The sequence below is a fragment of the Tissierella sp. MB52-C2 genome (genome assembly GCF_030931715.1).
GTDB lineage: Bacteria > Bacillota > Clostridia > Tissierellales > Tissierellaceae > Tissierella.
Map to the genome: position 1 here is coordinate 195,018 of NZ_CP133261.1, position 17,487 is coordinate 212,504.

At 31.4% G+C, this 17,487-nt stretch carries 17 protein-coding genes, 1 riboswitch and 1 other annotated feature; of the genes, 14 read left to right on the plus strand and 3 right to left on the minus strand.

Annotation, left to right across the window (positions count from 1 at the left end):
• Positions 1 to 9: 9 nt before the first annotated feature.
• The 10 genes from RBU61_RS00925 to RBU61_RS00970 all read left to right on the plus strand — a co-directional run bounded on the left by RBU61_RS00925 (position 10) and on the right by RBU61_RS00970 (position 10,194).
• Positions 10 to 759: a dienelactone hydrolase family protein gene (locus tag RBU61_RS00925; RefSeq protein WP_308877529.1), complete on the plus strand. Its 750-nt coding sequence runs from the start codon at positions 10 to 12 to the stop codon at positions 757 to 759.
• A 343-nt stretch (positions 760 to 1,102) separates the two neighbouring features.
• On the plus strand, positions 1,103 to 2,140 hold the full coding sequence (gene rsgA / locus RBU61_RS00930; protein ID WP_308877530.1) for a ribosome small subunit-dependent GTPase A: 1,038 nt from the start codon (positions 1,103 to 1,105) through the stop codon (positions 2,138 to 2,140).
• 11 nt (positions 2,141 to 2,151) lie between these two features.
• Positions 2,152 to 2,754 (plus strand): GNAT family N-acetyltransferase, encoded by a 603-nt coding sequence (locus RBU61_RS00935; RefSeq protein WP_308877531.1) that lies wholly within the window; start codon positions 2,152 to 2,154, stop codon positions 2,752 to 2,754.
• A gap of 303 nt (positions 2,755 to 3,057) precedes the next feature.
• On the plus strand, positions 3,058 to 3,684 hold the full coding sequence (locus RBU61_RS00940) for a TetR/AcrR family transcriptional regulator (RefSeq protein WP_308877532.1): 627 nt from the start codon (positions 3,058 to 3,060) through the stop codon (positions 3,682 to 3,684).
• A 144-nt stretch (positions 3,685 to 3,828) separates the two neighbouring features.
• Positions 3,829 to 6,177, plus strand: coding sequence for an ABC transporter permease (locus tag RBU61_RS00945; RefSeq protein ID WP_308877533.1), 2,349 nt, complete (start codon positions 3,829 to 3,831; stop codon positions 6,175 to 6,177).
• Positions 6,178 to 6,211: 34 nt separating this feature from the next.
• Positions 6,212 to 6,979 (plus strand): ABC transporter ATP-binding protein, encoded by a 768-nt coding sequence (locus RBU61_RS00950; protein WP_308877534.1) that lies wholly within the window; start codon positions 6,212 to 6,214, stop codon positions 6,977 to 6,979.
• A gap of 41 nt (positions 6,980 to 7,020) precedes the next feature.
• Positions 7,021 to 7,161, plus strand: coding sequence for a hypothetical protein (locus RBU61_RS00955; RefSeq protein ID WP_308877535.1), 141 nt, complete (start codon positions 7,021 to 7,023; stop codon positions 7,159 to 7,161).
• A gap of 375 nt (positions 7,162 to 7,536) precedes the next feature.
• A complete protein-coding gene (locus RBU61_RS00960; RefSeq protein ID WP_308877536.1) occupies positions 7,537 to 8,490 on the plus strand; it encodes a phosphoglycerate mutase in 954 nt (317 codons plus the stop codon).
• Positions 8,491 to 9,059: 569 nt separating this feature from the next.
• Entirely contained in the window at positions 9,060 to 9,647 is a 588-nt protein-coding gene (locus RBU61_RS00965; RefSeq protein ID WP_308877537.1) for a chromate transporter, read from the plus strand.
• Positions 9,619 to 10,194: a chromate transporter gene (locus RBU61_RS00970; protein ID WP_308877538.1), complete on the plus strand. Its 576-nt coding sequence runs from the start codon at positions 9,619 to 9,621 to the stop codon at positions 10,192 to 10,194. The genes RBU61_RS00965 and RBU61_RS00970 overlap by 29 nt, the downstream gene beginning before the upstream one ends.
• On the opposite strand, the gene RBU61_RS00975 is transcribed toward RBU61_RS00970, so the two are convergent.
• On the minus strand, positions 10,168 to 11,034 hold the full coding sequence (locus RBU61_RS00975; protein ID WP_308877540.1) for a LysR family transcriptional regulator: 867 nt from the start codon (positions 11,032 to 11,034) through the stop codon (positions 10,168 to 10,170). The two genes, RBU61_RS00970 and RBU61_RS00975, sit on opposite strands and share 27 nt — an antisense overlap.
• 497 nt (positions 11,035 to 11,531) lie before the next feature.
• On the opposite strand from RBU61_RS00975, the gene RBU61_RS00980 reads away from it, so the two are divergent.
• Positions 11,532 to 12,407, plus strand: coding sequence for an aromatic acid exporter family protein (locus tag RBU61_RS00980; protein ID WP_308877541.1), 876 nt, complete (start codon positions 11,532 to 11,534; stop codon positions 12,405 to 12,407).
• 45 nt (positions 12,408 to 12,452) lie between these two features.
• The gene (gene mscL, locus RBU61_RS00985; RefSeq protein WP_308877542.1) at positions 12,453 to 12,908 is read left to right on the plus strand and encodes a large conductance mechanosensitive channel protein MscL; all 456 of its coding nucleotides are present in this window, start codon (positions 12,453 to 12,455) and stop codon (positions 12,906 to 12,908) included.
• Between the two features lie 63 nt (positions 12,909 to 12,971).
• Here mscL and RBU61_RS00990 read toward each other — a convergent pair whose 3' ends face one another.
• Complete coding sequence (locus RBU61_RS00990; RefSeq protein WP_308877543.1) at positions 12,972 to 13,685, minus strand: cell wall hydrolase; 714 nt, start codon at positions 13,683 to 13,685, stop codon at positions 12,972 to 12,974.
• Positions 13,686 to 13,694: 9 nt separating this feature from the next.
• Positions 13,695 to 13,828: riboswitch (cyclic di-AMP (ydaO/yuaA leader) on the minus strand.
• A 155-nt stretch (positions 13,829 to 13,983) separates the two neighbouring features.
• On the minus strand, positions 13,984 to 14,577 hold the full coding sequence (gene rbr, locus RBU61_RS00995; protein WP_308877545.1) for a rubrerythrin: 594 nt from the start codon (positions 14,575 to 14,577) through the stop codon (positions 13,984 to 13,986).
• A 178-nt stretch (positions 14,578 to 14,755) separates the two neighbouring features.
• Positions 14,756 to 15,004 (plus strand) — a binding site (T-box leader).
• Between the two features lie 92 nt (positions 15,005 to 15,096).
• On the opposite strand from rbr, the gene RBU61_RS01000 reads away from it, so the two are divergent.
• Both RBU61_RS01000 and RBU61_RS01005 read left to right on the plus strand, forming a co-directional pair.
• Entirely contained in the window at positions 15,097 to 16,458 is a 1,362-nt protein-coding gene (locus RBU61_RS01000) for a YjiH family protein (protein ID WP_308877546.1), read from the plus strand.
• A gap of 13 nt (positions 16,459 to 16,471) precedes the next feature.
• Complete coding sequence (locus RBU61_RS01005; protein WP_308877547.1) at positions 16,472 to 17,422, plus strand: threonine/serine dehydratase; 951 nt, start codon at positions 16,472 to 16,474, stop codon at positions 17,420 to 17,422.
• Positions 17,423 to 17,487 lie beyond the last annotated feature (65 nt).

A 17,487-nucleotide genomic window follows, 5' to 3' on the forward strand; every position in this document is an offset into this window, starting at 1 on the left:
ATAGTACAAATGGAATGGTCAATATTTAAACAGGAGAATGAATTTGTGACGATTACAGAAGAAAAAGTAGGTGATATTCCATACCTAAGGGTTAATCCAAAAAAATATACTGGAGTATTACCAACTGTTATTTATTATCATGGATCGCATTCAAGTAAAGATTTTATAAGATTTCAAGCAATGTCAATTGCCAGTTTTGGTTATCAAGTAATTGTACCTGATGCATTATACCATGGTGAAAGACAGTCAATAGAATATAACGTAAAATATATATGGGAAATAATATTTAAAAGTATTCAAGAATCGGATATACTTATTAAGAGAGCAATAGAAAAACATGATGCTGATTCAACACGGATAGGAGTAATGGGAGATTCCATGGGGGCAATAACAGCTGGGGGAGTTTTCATTAAGCATGACTACTTAAAATGTCTAGCTGGATTCAATGGAGCCTTTGCTTGGCAAGAATGCATAAAAGTGAATGTCTTGCCATCGAGTGAACTTTATAAAGATGAAATTGAGTTATATGATCCAATGACACATGAAGAAAAAATAAAAGATAGAGCTATTTCAATTTTCCACGGAATAGAAGATACATCTTTACCTATTGAAATACAGAGAAAATTTGTTGATAGAATGAGACCACTTTATACAAGTAATCAAGATAAATTACAGGTAATAGAGTTTAGTAATGTTGACCATAGGGTTACGACAAGTATGTTAGAGAATTTAATTACATGGTTAAAAGTAAATCTTTAGTACTAAGTAGATGAAAATAACTTATTAAGAATCAGATGTACATCTCATGGAAATAAAAACTTCCTTATATGGATTATATTTATATAATTCAAAATTGTAGTTGTATTCTTTATTTCATTTTAGTACAATATAAGAGAATACAGCTTTCAATTTAATTTCGAAAGGAGTTGATTAAATTATGGCAAATATGAATATGGTGATGAATCAATAATTTAATACTTAAGTGTACGCTGAAACTAAGGTTTTCCGTATACTTTATAAAAACAACCCTTTTGAAAATACTGTATAAACAGAACTTGTCGATGGGCAAGTTTTTTTGTGCAAAAAAATTGGAGGTAATATGGTGAGATTTGAAGAGATTTATAAGAATGAAATGATTCTGACAAGAGAAAAAGATAATTTAATTATAGCACGTGTTAGCGAAGTACAGAGAGAATTATTAAAAGTAGTGTGTAGATATGGAGAAACAAATGCAAAATTAAAAGGTGCTTTTTATAAAGATAAAATGAATAAAGAGTATCCTGTAGTAGGAGATTATGTTCTGCTAGAATATAATGAAAATGGAACTTCTTTAATTCAGGAAGTATGTGAACGAAAGAGTTCTTTTTCTAGAACGGATTTTTCAGGACATGTCGCTGGATATGTTAAAACAGTGAAAGAGCAGGTAATAGCAGCTAATTTTGATTATATATTTATTCTTTCGTCTCTGAACCATGATTTTAATTTGAACAGAATAACCAGATATATTAGTGTGGCTTTACAAAGTGGGGGAAAAGCGGTAGTGATTTTAACAAAAGCAGATGAATGTAATAATCCAGATACTTATGTAGCACAGGTAAAAAACATATCAGAGAAGGCTGATGTTGTCGCTATTAGTGCTAAAACTGGATATGGAATGAAACAGTTAAATGTGTATATGCAGGCAGGAAAAACTATAGTTTTTTTAGGATCTTCTGGCGTAGGGAAATCGACACTTGTAAATGCAATTGCAGGGGAAGAAATCATGGTGGTAAGTGAGATACGTGAAAATGATTCTAAAGGTCGACATACAACAACTCATAGACAGTTGATAGAACTTGCTTCAGGAGTAACTGTTATTGATACTCCAGGAATTAGGGAACTTGGAATGTGGGATGCTGAAAATGGCATAAATGATACATTTTCAGATGTAATTCAACTTTTTGCTAAATGTAAATATCATAACTGCAGCCATGGCAAGGAGCCGGGATGTGGAGTAAATCAAGCAATTGAGGATGGGATACTTTCCATAGAGAGATGGAAAACATATTGTCAGCTGTCAAATGAAAATGAATGGGGAAAGAATAAATCAATATATACTAAAAAAGGGAAATTGAGAAATAAGATAAAAGGGAGGAAATAAAAATTCAAAATATGGACCAAAAATATATAGAAGAAGTCCTTGAAGAATATGGCGTTAATAAAGAATATAGCAGTAAAGGTATACACAATTTATTATTAGTTGAAGTATCAAAGAAATATGAGAAGCAAGCTATGGCATACAGACAAGATTATATATCCAATGGAGAAAAACATATAAATGGTAGCAGTGGACTTATTCACTATCAAGATTATGATGAATGGTTAAGGAAAATTGAGCTTGAAAAATACAAGGAAGCTTCGCAGGATGATACACCTGCCACCACATATTTTACAATACGTAAAGAAGACAATAAAATCATAGTTTCGATTCAATTGCGTCATCATTTAACAGAAGAACTAAAGAAAGACGGAGGCAATATTGGTTACGGAATATGCCCATCAGAAAGGGGTAAGGGTTATGGGACACATCAACTTGCCTTTGTATTACTTCAAGCTCAAGCACTGCAGATTCAAAAGGTAATGATTTCATGTGATAAAAGCAATAGAGCATCTGCAAAGGTAGCCATAAAGAATGGAGGCATTTTATCAGGAGAAGGTTTTGATGAAGAAAGCGAAACAATAACAGAAATATATTGGATTGACCTTTGTCAATAATTATAAAAATTCATACGTAGATGTGTTTTATGTTCCCTTAGCCCCATAGGTCTAGGGGAATTTTTATAAGGGGATATACTGATAGCATTATCACCATATTCAATAAATTAATATGTAAGTGCCTAACTCCAATACACAGTTTATTGTATATTAGCTATATGATATGGCGTATTGAAATAAAGCTTGATAAATCGGGGGATAAAATTTAAAAGTTTGTATGGTGAGAGAGTTGACAAACTGAAAAAATTATTATATATTGTTTATGGACCGACTGTCGGTCTATAAGGGAAATAGGGTGATACTATGAGAATTATTAAGGCATATGATGAAAGAAGAAATGAAATTCTTGATACTGCCGAAAGGCTATTTCAAGTGAAAGGATATGGGAAGTGTACTATCAATGACATACTTAAAGATGTTGGAATTGCCAAAGGCACTTTTTATTATTATTTCAAATCTAAAGAAGAAGTTTTAGAGGCAATTGTATCAAGATATAAAGAGATTATAATTAGTAGAGTTGAAAAAGTGATTGAGAAAGATGATATTAGTTTGGAAGAAAAACTAATGTATACATTTATGGCAATGCGAATTGATGATAGGGTTGACAGTCATATGATTGATGAATTGCATCAAACTGAAAATGCACTATTACATCAGAAGACTTTGAACCAGATAGTTACGGCTATGGCCCCTATTTTGGTGAAGGTTATTGAGGAAGGGATTGAAAAAGGAGTTTGGAATTGCAAATATCCATTACAGTATATGCAGATTTTTCTGGTGGCATCATTAACCTTAACTGATGAAGGTATTTTTGAATTGGATACTGACTCGCAAATGAAGGTTATGGTAGCATTGATTTCCGTCCTTGAGAAGATGCTAGACATTCCTGAGAACTCTTTTATGCAGTTGTTTATGCAAAACTGGGAATAAAATTTGTAGAGGGAGATTTTATATTATGACTGCAGGGAATATTCGAGTATGGCAAATCTGCAAGTATCTGAGAGATGGAAATAAGCTTGGATGTATAACAATTAGATACTTTAATGCAAATACATATAGTAGAAGGGAGAAAGTATGTTTTTAAAAATCGTAAAGAATGATTTTATAAGGAAGAAAATCATAACCCTGACAATATTCATATTTATAACTATGGCAGTTATTTTAGGAGCTAGTGCAACAAATACTATTGCAAATTTGACTCAGTCCATATCACAATTTAAGAAATTTGCAGTACCTGCAGATATTTTACAGATGCATATCGGAAAATATGACCAGGCAGAAATTGATAAATTCACAGAAGAACATCATGAGAATATAGCCATGCAGCAGACGACAGTTCTTTTGAATTTTGAAGGAATGAATATCAGTTTTGACAATAATGAAACCATGGCTGGAACTATACAGGATATTTCATTTGTTGAACAGAATAAGAACTTTGATTTTATATTAGACTTAGATAATAAAAAATTAGATGTAAGCGAAGGTAAGGTAGCAGTTCCCATTTATTTCATGGAACAATATGACCTAAAAATAGGTGATAAGATTACGGTGGAAAGTAACGGGTATCAAAAAGAGTTTGTCATCTCAGATTATGCAAGAGATTATGAGATGGGTTCTTCTTTTACTTCTTCGAAACGGTTTGTTATTAATCAAGTGGATTATGATGAAATAAGGCAGGCAGCAGAGCTAGAATATCTTATTCAATTCAAATTAAATGAAGGTGTGGATTCTAAGGATGTGATGTCTGCATATATTGAAGCAAATCTCCCTGGGAACGGACCTGGTATAGAAGGAAAATTTTTTATGGTGTTTAATGCCATTTCAGATGTGACAGTTGCCATAGTAATTATACTTATCAGTATTTTATTAATTATTATAGCTGCTGCTTGTATCAGACTTACCTTCGTGGCAACCATTGATGAAGATTTAAGAGAAATTGGAGTTATGAAAGCAATTGGAATATCACAAAAGGATATAAAGAAAGTGTATCTTACTAAATACAGAGTTATGTCAGTCGTAGGTGGTATAATCGGCTATCTACTTTCCTTTGTAGCAATAAATCTGTTTAACGGTAATATGAGACTATATATATCTTCAGATCTATCAGGAAACTTAAAATATATACTATCTCTTATAGCTCCATTGTTTGTATATATCATAATTGTGATGTACTGTAAGAAGGTACTGAAAAGGATTGATAAAATATCTGCGGTGGAAGCTTTACGAACTAATATCATGGAGAGTAGAAAGAATCAAAAATACAGATTTTCCTTGCTTAAGAACAAATTTTTCAGCACCAATATTTATATGGGATTTAGGGATGTATGGAAGCGTTTCAAATTATACAGGTTACTGATTTTTATTTTTGTACTATGTACATTTGTTGCAATACTTCCTTTAAATACTTATAATACCATGAATTCACCAGAGTTTTCTACATATATGGGAATAGGAAAATGTGACATTAGAATCGACCTTAGAAGAACAGATACGATTACAGAGGATTTCAAAAGGCTGAAGGAAGAGTTAGAAAATGATTTGGATATAGAAAAATATGCGGACTATATCACATATTCCTACCAAATTAAAAATGCAGAAGGTTCTTGGGACCACATTAATATTGAAACTGGAGATTTTTCAGTATTTCCATTAAATTATTTAGAAGGAAGAGCACCGGAGAATGAGGAAGAAATAGCACTTTCTCTTGCAAATGCGTCACAAGATGGATTAAACAAGAAAGTGGGAGATGAAGTAGTTGTAAAGGTTGCTGGAACAGAAAAGACCATGAAAGTAAGCGGTATTTATCAAGATATTACAAATGGTGGAAAAACAGCAAAGGCACATACTAGTCTTGGGCTAAATGAAGATGAAGTTCTTTGGTATATTGTGAGCATTGATGTGGTCACTGGTGTTGATATTAATAAGAAAATGGACTACTATCAGAAAGCCTATGATTCTTCACAGGTAAATAATATTAAAGAATATACTAGGCAGACTCTTGGAAATATGATTAATCAGATGAAAATAATTGTTATAAGTGGAATTGCAATTGCACTTATAATTGTTACATTGATAACTACATTATTCCTTAAAATGTTATTGTCAAAGGATATGTACCAGATTGCAATCATGCGAAGTATTGGACTAACTTCTAAAAATATTAAACATCAATATATGGTAGGAATTTTGCTGGTACTAGTATTGGGAATTATACTGGGAGTATTGACTGCTAATTCTTTAGGTGAAATACTTGTAAGTATGGCAATGGCCTCTATGGGTGCTTCAAAAATTCAATTTGTTAATATTGCATGGCAGACTTGGATTCTATATCCCTTGGTACTAATTACAGTGGTTGGATGTATTATTTCAGTGTGCTGCAATGTAATAGTAAAAGATGATTTATCTGTAGTATTAAGAAGTTAGAATTTCTATTTAATATTTTACATTGGAGGAATATATGAGCAATATATTAGAAGTAAGAAATATTAACAAAATAGTAGAATTGGGGAAAGAAAATGAGGTGCACATCTTAAAAAATGTAAATTTAGATATAGAAAAAGGCGAATTCCTATCAGTAATGGGACCATCAGGAAGTGGAAAATCAACTCTATTATATAATGTAAGCGGTATGGATAAAATTACTTCTGGGAGTGTGAAATTTAAAGACCGTGAAATCGGGGAACTAAAAGAAGAAAAACTGGCGAAGATTAGACTAGATCATATGGGTTTTATCTTTCAGGATATTAATCTTTTAAAAAATCTATCAGTGATTGACAATATTATGTTTCCTGCTCTTGTATCAAAAGATGCAGATAAAAATGCAGTAAGTCAAAAGGCGAAACAATTATTGAAAATGACAGGAATTGAAAAGCTAGCAGATAATAATATCAACCAAGCCTCCGGCGGACAACTGCAAAGAGTCGGAATCTGTAGATCATTGATAAAGGATCCAGATATACTATTTGGAGATGAACCGACGGGAGCATTAGACTCAAAATCGGCAGCAGAGATTATGGCAATCTTCGCAGAGATTAATAAAAAAGGTGTGACTATAATGTTAGTTACCCATGACGTAAAGGTAGCGGCAAAAACTGAGAGAATATTGTTTATGGTAGATGGAAAAATTATTGCACAGAAGAAGCTGGGTAAATATGATGGCTATCATGATGATATTAAGAAAAGAGAAGAAAGTATTATGAAATGGTTAGTGGAAAATGGATTCTAATATTAAAATCATAGTTCTATAGAAAAAAGGAGTGTGAACTTATGAAAGTAATAGCTATTAATGGTAGTCCCCGTAAAAATGCCAGATCAATGGCTTGGCTCCTTAAGACAATTGACGCAGGAAAAGAAAAAATACCTGTTCCTGTAGAAGAAGACCGTGTTATGATAAACTTTATACGATAATAAATCGGAAAGGAAAATGGTCCTGAAAGAGAACTTTTATACATTTTAAGAATTCAAATAAGATGGAAAAATTCATGGGGCTAGAAACTTGAAAGGATAGTATGAAAAGAATCTGGTTGGTTCAGCAGAAAAAGTTAATGTAATAAAGAACAAACCCAAATATTTAAGCTTACAAAAAGAAACGGAATAGAAGTATATTCCGTTTCTTTTTACATTTATATATTTATTTCAAGAAGGAATGCTAGATTTGCTTAAGGTTTCATCTTCATTGCTATGCAGGTTATAATTTTATATATTATTTATAGGATCTAAGTTCATCAACTAATAGGTGCTGTAGAAAGTCAAGAAGTTGCATTTGGCACATTAGGAGCTTTAGTGATTGCAAACTTTATATTGGCATTTTTCGTACCTTTAACAACGGCAAGAGCAGGACGTATTAGGGAAAATACCAATATACTAGCAAATGATATAGACGGCATTATAATCGATGGAGTGAAGGTACTGTTTAAGGAAGCAACGGAACATAGGGCTGTACTTATATTAAGGGGACAAGGCCTTAATGGGAATATAACAGATTCAGATCCCAAGGTTTTAAATGGAAATACAAAGTACAAGAAAGTTTATGCAACTGATGATAAAGAGGAATCAATATTTACCGCAAATATATTAAATAAATTTCTTTTAGAAGCAAATAAAATATTAAAAAATCATGAAATAAATAAAGATAGAGAAAAAAGAGGGGAATTACCGGCAAACTTTATCCTTACAAGGGGAGCTGGTATTATGCCTAATATGAAAAAAGTAACAGAAAAATTAAACTTCAAAGCTTCTTGTATAGCAGCAGAAGGGACTGTATTGGGTGTTGCAAGATTAGCAGGATTTAATGCAATATCTAATATAGAAATGACAGGAAATATAGATACAGATGTGGAACTCAAGGCTCAGAAAGTAATTGACGAACTAGAGGATAATAATTTTGTAGTAGTAAATCTAAAAGCACCTGATTTAATGGGACATGATGGTAATCCAGAAGGAAAAGTAAAGGCTATAGAATTATTTGATAAGCTTATAGAAAATATATTAAAGCATAAATCAAATGATACAATCATATCTGTGGCAGCAGATCACTCAACGCCTTGTGAAAGAAGAGAACATAGTGGAGATCCAGTTCCTGTACTAATAAACGGTCCTGGAATAAGAAGAGATAGGATAGAGAAATATAATGAGATAGATTGCAGTCATGGAGGACTAGGTAGAATAAAGGGTTCTGAGTTTATAAGTATATTATATGATTATCTAGAACTGACAAAAAACAAGGGAACTAGATAAATTTGTACCAAGTTTAAATTATAATACTAAAACATAAAGGTGCTATCTCAAAAAAAATGAGACAGCACCTTTTAATGTTTTATTTCTTTTTTAGGAATGGAATGGGTACTTGATAAACACTTACTGAATTTACTTATTATTAAAAAGGAGAGGTCGGATAATTATATTATCTACAACCTTTATTCTTAGGATAGAAGCATTTACAACAAATTCCATAACAACAATGTTCTGTTTAATGTTTATATATAATTTCATAATTATAAAATTATATATAATATAGTATGCAGGACAAAGTATTTGTTTACATTTTTAGTCAAAATTTTTACGAGAACTTGTAATGTTCGTCATGACACTTTATTTTAAAATAATAGAGTTGTAGTAGAGGTGGAAAGTAAATTGTTTATCAATATTAGTAAGAACAGCTTATATTGCCTACTTTGACAATGGTTTACAAGGTTTATATGTTTGTTATTATATCTATAAGATTTTATTATAGATATAATAACAAACATATATTTTACATATAACTGTTAAGTTGTTAAACTTGTAGAGGCAAAGGAGAGATGCATATGAAAGAAAATAGACTTTGGAAACTTTTTATTTCAACCTTCACCTTAAGTGCCTTCACATTTGGTGGTGGATTTGTAATAGTTTCCCTCTATAAGAAAAAGTTTGTTGAAGAGCTAAACTGGTTAGAAGAAGATGAGATGTTAGATATTTCTGCTATTGCACAATCGAGTCCAGGTCCTATTCCAGTCAATGCAAGTGTAATTTTAGGATATAGAATCCATGGTATTTTAGGAAGTATAGTTGCCATACTAGGTACAATTATTCCGCCTTTTGTTATTATTTCTCTTATTTCAGTTTTTTATCGAGAATTTAAAAACAATGAGATAATTGGAATTGCACTACAGGTAATGCGAGCTGGAGTGGCTGCTGTAATTTTAGATGTGGTTGTTAATTTAGGAAAAAATGTTATCAAGACAAAAAATGTTCTTTATACAATTGTAATGGCAGTTGCTTTTATAGCCACATATTTCTTTAATCTTGGTGCTATGTATATTATATTTTCTTGTTTAGGGATTGGACTCATTTCTGTCTTTTTAGACTATAGAAAGGAGAAAAGTAATGGAACTTCTATGGACTCTATTCATTAGTTTTATACAAGTTGGTTTATTTAGTGTGGGTGGAGGATATGCAGCAATTCCACTTATTCAGGAACAAGTAGTTTATAATCATAAATTGTTAACTATGGCTGAATTTACAGATTTAATCACAATTGCTGAGATGACCCCGGGACCAATTTCGATCAATTCAGCTACCTTTGTTGGACAGAGAGTATATGGTACTTTAGGGGCAGTAGTATGTACCATAGGGGTTATTCTTCCTGCATTTATTATTTGTCTGACCCTTGCTTATTTTTATTATAAATACAAGAACTTTTCTGGTGTTCAAACTGTACTAGGGGCACTTAGGCCTGCTGTAGTAGCCTTAATTGCCAGTGCAGGTGCTTCAATTCTAGTACTTGCATTATTTAATACTGATTTTAACAATATAGTACTTAGTGAATTTAGATGGCTTGAGTTTATACTATTTATAGGTGGATTTATAGTTCTTAGAAAATACAAATTAAATGCAGTAACAATTATTCTAGGAACAGGTATTGTAGGCACTGCTCTACAAATTATTATTAATGCAATCTAAAATTTGAAATATAATTTGATCCTTATCTTGGCTCTTATTATAGATATATCTTATTGAGCGTGGACAGCTATAATCAGCAAAGTTTAATTGCTTTAAGCTTTGCTTTTTTATTGCTGTTTCAGCAGCTATTTTAGAAATAATGGCAAAACCATAGTTGTTTTCAACGGCTTGTATAATTGTTTCTAAATTCGTTGCCCTAAATATGATTTGTGGATGAATATTTCTCATATTCATATCAATCTCAAATTGATTTCTATAATGACTTCCTTCTTCACGAGAAATCCAAGGTAATAGTTCTAAATCTGATAAGTTTTTAATATTGCCGTCAAGAGGATAATCTTGTCCAATTACGGCTATTAACTCATCCTTTAAAATCTCAACTTCAATTATATTTTTTGAATTAATCTTACCCTCAACAATAGCAATATCAATTCTATTATTCAATATTAGTTTTTCTATTTCTGCAGTATTGTTAATTATAACTTCAAATTCTAGATTTTGTATAAAAGATTTCAACTTTTTTAGATAATCATTTAATAGATATTGTCCAACTGTCACACTACTACCAATACGAATTATTTTGTTTAGCCTAAACATTTCATCATTCATTTCTTTAAAATCAGTCATTACTTTTCGTGCATACTTTTCTAATTTTATACCTTCAGGAGTTAAATAAAGTTTTTTAGAAACACGATTAAATAATCTAGTTGAATAGTAGTTCTCTAAATCCTTAATCATGAACGAAATATTTGGCTGTGTAGTGAAAAGCCTGTTAGCAGCAGCAGACATTGTCTTATGATCAATAACAGCCAAAAAAGCTTCTAATAATTTTATATTCATGGCTTAGCCTCCATATGCTGATTTTAATGTCATATTTATTTTATCATAATTCAATGCAAATGTAATATAGTGAAAATCCTACACATTTTAATCTCTACATAGTAATTTGATAAATTATCTTGACCTTATATATTGTTTATAGGCATCGAACATGAAATCATAATAAAAAATACTAAGAGAGTGCATTTGCAGAATATGGAATAACTCCCAATGAATGAAGCTATAAAATCCGTAAAGAAATTTATATGTTTGAGCGTAGCGAGTTTATAAATTTTAGGATTTTGTAGCTGAATGAATTGTAGGAGTTACCCATATTCGAAACGGCCGAACGTGTATTTTTTATTATGATGTTGGATGCCTATACTTATGTTATTTAAGTAGTTGAATTGAAAAAAGCTGTGAGATATAATATATAAAAATCCATATTGCCATAAAAGATATTAAGAAAACTAAATAAGTCATATAATAGGAATAGCTATACTAAAGGGAGGGGTTAGATGAGAGTTGCAAAGATTGGTATGAGAACTATAAAGACTGTTATAGCAGTACTCTTAACTCTAGGAATATCACATATTCTCAAGTTAAAAAGTCCGCTGTTAGCAAGTATAGCAGCTATAATGACTATGGAAAGTTCAATTTCAGAATCTTTTGCTACAGGAATAAATAGAATGTACGGAACTATATTAGGTGGTGTAGTGGCACTAATCATGTCTTATATTCTTCCTATTAATTTCTTTTTCATTGGCATAGGCTTAATTATAATTATAACAATATGTAATATATTTAAGTGGGAAAAGGCTGTTAGAATGGCAATGATAGTATTTCTATCTATAGCATTGAACTATGAAGGTCAGGCTAGATTTTACTATGCAGTTTTTAGAACTTTAGATACACTCATTGGAGTAGTAATAGGAACTGCCATAAACTATTTCATAAGACCACCTAATGGAGAAGAAAAAATTAAAAATATAATAAATAACGCTTATTTGGAAATTAAGGATGTATTAGAAATGCTAATATGGAATAAGGAAATAGATAAACTTGAAAAATTAAAAAGTGAGATAACAAACATAGGAGAAGGGTATAAAATATTTATAAAGGATTTAAAGTTTCATATTGGAAGATCTAATAATGCTGATTCTTACCATAAGCTATTTAATTCCTTTGAGAAAATCCACAATCATCTGAGTGTAATATGTTCTATAAAAGAATCACCTATTATTAACTGTAATAATAGAGGGATCATAGAGAACTACTTTAATAGAAAGATTCCAGATATGGAATATGATGAAATGGATGATTTGGATTTAATATATAATTATCATCTAGAACAGATATTATCTGAGTTGGCCATTATAGATTCAATGATATAGAGACTAAGATATTATAAGATAGCTATAGAACTAAGGAGGAAAACTATGTTAAAAGATTTTAAAGAATTTGCAGTAAAAGGAAATGTAATAGATTTAGCAGTAGGGGTAATCGTTGGTGGAGCATTTGGAAAAATAGTTACTTCTATAGTCAACGATATGATAATGCCAGTAATAGGTTTGTTAATTGGAAAAGTGGATTTTACAAATTTATTTATTAGTCTAGATGGGACAAAATATTTATCTCTAGCTGCGGCAAAAGAAGCAGGAGCAGCAACATTAAATTATGGTGTATTTATTAATACTGTAATTGAGTTTTTAATTATATCCTTTTCCATATTCATAGTTATTAGGCAATTAAATAAGTTTAACAAAAAGGAAACTGAAGAGGAGTCAAAAGCAAGTACTAAAACTTGTCCATACTGTTATACAGAAATTAATCTAAAGGCCACTAGATGCCCTAATTGTACTTCAGAAATAAGTGAACAATTAAGTGAACAATAAAATAATTTGTGAATATCTAATAAAAAAAGGTGTAGATTTATAATCTACACCTTTAGTAAGTTTCTAGCTATAGAAACTATGTCCTCCTATTTTTTTCATGTAAGTTTTATTCTTTACAATCCAAGTACCTGCTGCCTTAGCCGGATTGAAGAAATATGTTGCGTTTCCTACTGGTCTTGCCCCATTTAATGCATCCTTAGCTGCCTTTATACTATCATCTGATGGCTTGTTATAAATTGTGCCTTCAGCAACTGGGCTAAATTGAGGAATATTTTTATAATACTCAAAAATCACATCATATATAGTATTAGGAAATTCCTTAGAATCAACTCTGTTTAAAATTACATTACCAACTGCTACTTTTCCTTCATATGATTCGCCACTTGCTTCAGCCTCAATAATCCTAGCTAACCATAATAAATCCTTATCACTATAATTTCTAGAAGAGCTTCTTGAGGTGCTTGTCCCTCTGGAAACCGTAGTGGTAGTAGATTTATTATATAATGCACCTTGAGTTTGTTTCCCTGCAATACCATCAATAGTTAATTTATTATCTTTTTGAAAATTGATAACAGCTTTTTCTGTTACAAGACCAAAGATACCATCTACAGCAATATTATAGTATCCACGGTTTTTTAACTCCTGTTGAAGTTTAGAAACTTGATTTCCTTTACTTGTAAACTCTAAATTTACAGAATTCTCACTTGCAAATACTCCAGTCATTGGTGATAATACCAATACTAAAGCTACTAAGAATGATAAAATTCTTTTTTTCATTGACATATACACTCCTTCCTTAATAGAGCTTCCGAAGTTAGCTGACGGGTTCGGGATAGAAGGCTCCCTACCACAAATGTGGATTAACCCCTTAGTTGGTTCCTCCGTACCTAGTAATTTCTAGGATTCAGCAGTTATAATGGTATGCAATATGGATATTATATAAAAGTGTATAAGCTATGTAAACCCAAAACAGCCATATACCAAAATTTACATATTGATAAAATTACCATAATATACAAAAAACACCATAATTCATGTCAGTAAAATGACGTAAATTATGGTGTTTTTTTATATATTAATAAGTCTCTACAAAGAGCTCAAAATGTCCTTGTGGATGTATACAAGCTGGACATAAGTCAGGTGCATTAGAACCTTCATGGACATATCCACAGTTTCCGCATTTCCATAATACTTTTTCAGCTTTTTCAAATACTTTATTATTTAATATATTTTCAGCAAGTTTATTGAATCTAACTTCATGGGCTTTTTCAGCATCTGCTATTGCTCTGAAAGCATCTGCTATTTCTTTAAATCCTTCCTCTTCCGCAATATCTGCAAAAGCTGGATAAAGCTCTTCCCACTCTTCATTTTCTCCACTTGCAGCTGCCCTTAGATTGTCTATTGTATTGCCTTGTGCAACAGGAAAAGATGCTTCTATATTAATATTTGCTGGAAGTTCATCTTTTAATCCTGCAAGTAAGAACTTGTAAAATCTTTTTGCATGCTCTTTTTCATTATCAGCCGTTTCGATGAATATATTTCTAATTTGTTTATACCCTTCCTTATCGGCTACAGAAGCATAATATGTATAACGATTTCTAGCTTGAGATTCTCCTGCAAAAGATTTCATTAAATTTTCAGCTGTTTTTGTTCCTTTTAAATTGTTCATTTTTTACCTCCTAAAAAGTATTTTTAGATTAGATAATCTATATAATAATTGCTTGTTTGTAATCATTACAAGTTATATAGTACCATTAATGTAAAACATTGTCAATAAAATACTTTATATAAAATTAGTAAAAATATCTTTACTTTTCTTTAGATATGAATTATAATTTAAAATAATTTAAAAAACTTTGAAGAGGAAAGTAGTTTTAAGAAAACTTCTACAGCGAGTTCTAGATGGTGAAAGGGAACAAAGTCTATTAAAATGAAAAGGGCCTCTGAGTTGTGCACCGAAGTATGAACTAAGGCTGCAACGGGTTCACCCGTTATAGTGATAGGGTATAATCATTTTTTGATGGTACCTAAAGAGGCTTATATCGTAAGATATGAGTAAATTAGGATGGCAACGCGAATATACTCTCGTTCCTAAGAATATTATTCTTAGGAATGGGAGTTTTTTTATTTTCTAGAGGGGAGTGAATTAGTAAACAGTCATTGATTAATAAAAATAGGAGGTATGATTATGGAAAACAAAATAACTAAGAAAAAATATGCATTAGGAGATTATTTCAAGTTTATAATACCGTCATTAATAGGTATATTACTACTTATGCTTCCATTTCAATATGAAGGTGAAACTACAATAGTAGTAGCTCTACTTGCAGGAAAAATGACATCTGCATTAGAAAATATACTACCAACCATTATTTTAGGATTTATAGCCTTTACTGGAGTAGCAACTGTAGTATATAAAGCATTTAAGCCAGCAATCATTGAAAAAAGTAGTTTTTTAAAGGATACATTTAATGTATCAAATTTCTGGATAGTAGTTAGAATGATAGGTGTAATACTTGCAGTAATGGTATATTTTAAAGTAGGACCTGAATGGATTTGGTCAGGAGACACAGGAGGATTAATTTTATATGATTTAATATTGACCTTATTTACCATGTTTTTATTTGCAGGATTTTTATTACCATTTCTTACAGAGTTTGGACTTTTAGAATACGTAGGAGCGCTTTTCACTCCAATTATGAGACCAATTTTTCAATTACCAGGGCGTTCTTCCATAGACTGTATAGCATCTTGGGTAGGGGATGGTACTATTGGAGTTGCGTTAACTAACAAACAATATGAACAAGGATATTATACAGGGAAAGAGGCGGCTATTATTGCCACAACCTTTTCAGCAGTATCTATTACATTTTGCTTAGTAGTATTGAATCAAGTTGGGTTAGTTCATTTATTTGGACCGTATTACTTAACTGTAGTTATAGCGGGATTAGCTGCAGCTGTAATAATGCCTAAAATTCCACCACTATCTAAAAAATCTGATGGTTATTATGAAGGAATAAAAAGAGATATAGGTGAAGATGTGCCTAAGGGATTTACAAATGTCCAATGGGGTCTACATTTAGCCATAAAGAAAGCGGAAGAAAGCAGCAGTGTAAAAAACTTTATAGTAAATGGAATTAAAACCGTTTTAGATATGTGGTTGGGCGTATTACCAGCTATAATGGCCTTTGGAACCATAGCTCTTATAATTGCAGAAACAACACCAGTATTTGAATGGTTAGGTATGCCCTTCATCCCGTTATTAAAGCTATTTCAAATTCCATATGCAGTGGAAGCTTCTCAAACTATTATGGTAGGATTTGCAGATATGTTTTTACCATCAGTTATAGGTGCTAGTATACCTAATGAAATGACTCGTTTCATAGTTGCTACACTCTCTGTAACTCAATTAGTCTATTTATCAGAGGCAGGAGCAGTAATCTTAGGTTCAAAGATTGATATTACTCCTATGGATTTATTTATAATATTTATAGAGAGAACTCTTATTACTTTACCAATTATAGTAATAGCCGCTCATTTAATATTTTAAGGAGATGTAACACATGATTAATTATGAAAACATAAAGGAGGCTAAAGGCAGAATAGATAAATATATTTATCATACGCCTTTAGAAAAATCCATATATTTAAGTAATGCAGATACAAATATATATCTAAAGCTAGAGAATCAACAAAAAATGAGATGTGCCAAAATCAGAGGTGCTTTAAGTAAAATTACAAATCTTACAAAAGATGAAATAGAAAAAGGCGTAGTAGCTATTTCCTCCGGAAATCATGGAGCTGCTGTAAGCTATGCATCTAACTTATTAGGAGTTGAAAATGCAACTATATACGTACCAGAAACTACTCCAAATAGCAAAGTAGAAAAAATAGAATACTATGGAGCTAAGGTAGTAAAGATAGGAAAAAATTATGATGAAGCCCATGAAATGGGGCTGGAGGAAATAAAGAATAATGGCGGTCTATTCATAGACCCATGTTCAGATGAAGTAGTCATTGCGGGACAGGGAACAATTGCATTGGAAATACTTGAAGAAGAACCTAATATTGATACCATATTAGTTCCCATAGGTGGTGGTGGAATCATAACAGGCATAAGTATAGCAGCAAAAGCCATTAATCCCAACATAGAGATAATAGGACTTCAAACGGCAGCCTGTCCTGCCATGGTGGCATCTTTAAAGGATGAGAAATTTTACGAAGTATATCCAACAGAGGATTCTATATGTGATGCATTAGTAGGAGGAGTTGGTGAAATACCCTATAAAATGGCAAAGAAATGTATAGATGATATACTAGTAGTAGAAGAAAATCATATTGCTGAAGCTATTAAATACCTTATAATGACAGAAAAGATAATGGCAGAGCCGGCAGGAGCCATAGGGATAGGTGCCATAAGAAAAAATATAGATAGATTCAAAGGAAAAAATGTAGCCATAGTTATTACTGGTGGCAATATAGATCAAGGTCTAATGAATGAAATTATTAAATAGGATATATTCTAAAATTATCCAATAGGTTGACAAATATGAAATATTGATATAAACTATAAATCATA